The organism is Candidatus Symbiopectobacterium sp. NZEC135, assembly GCF_025962695.1.
In genome coordinates this window covers 1-930 of record NZ_JAGFPF010000795.1, presented here as the reverse complement: position 1 = coordinate 930, position 930 = coordinate 1, and the positions used below count along the sequence as shown (strand labels likewise).

Here is a 930-nt window from a genome sequence, read left to right as displayed (position 1 = left end):
AGTAAAATAATCCCTTATTCTACCATGCATGATCGCAACGACCAGTAGCGCGCTCGCAGATTCGTACCACCGCTCAATGCCAACGTGGCGGGATGCACGGGGAAATAGCGGCTGCTCATCACCCCTTCGCCGCCGTTAATGAAGATTTCTACGCTGGAACGATCGCACAAGATGTGCAGTTCGCGCACATCTCCCGGCCAATAGCGGTATTGCCACTCACCGGTTATCCGGCTAAGCCTTGCCAGACGCAGGCCATCGGATTGCCAGGTGAGTATCAGCGTATCGGCAAAATTGAGCATTATCGGCCCTTGGCTGGCAAGTTCCAGTTCCAGGCTCTGCGCTTCCAGCACTGGGGCGTCATCCGCCAGGCCCTGCCAGTGTTGCTCATCCTCACGTAATCCTTGCAATTCACGTATCGGACGTTGGTAAAGCTTGCCATTGTGTTGCGACAGCTCACGCACGCAGGTCATCTGGTGGATCCAACCCTGCGCGGTGGTGGGTTGAGACATCTCCTCGCCATCCGGTACGCCCATCCATCCCACCAGCAAGCGTCGCCCGTCCGCGCTCAGCGTCGTTTGCGGGGCATAAAACTCGAATCCGGCATCCATTTCCACCAAAGGGCCGTGGCGATAACGGGCCCGATGGTAATCGAGCTCACCAGAGACATAGGCGCTCGGGTAACTGTTGAGAAAACGCGTTTCTTCCCGCGCCACACCCTGCGGGCAGACAATCAGAAAATCGTTATCATCCAGGGTGAATAAGTCCGGGCATTCCCACATGAATCCGGCATCGCCAAGCCCGCCGATGCCGCTGCCGGCGATCTCGCCCAACGGTTGCCACTGCATAAGATCGTCAGAGCGCAGGAGCAACACTTTTCCCTGTTTTTGCTGGTCTTGTGCCCCCAGCACCATGTACCAATGCTGCTGGTGG

1 protein-coding gene is annotated in these 930 nt (G+C 57.2%); it reads right to left on the bottom strand.

What is annotated here, in order from left to right; translation table 11 throughout:
• Positions 1-14 precede the first annotated feature (14 nt).
• Positions 15-930 (bottom strand): GH32 C-terminal domain-containing protein (locus J5224_RS30510; RefSeq protein ID WP_264628783.1); only part of this gene is annotated, 916 nt, incomplete at its 5' end.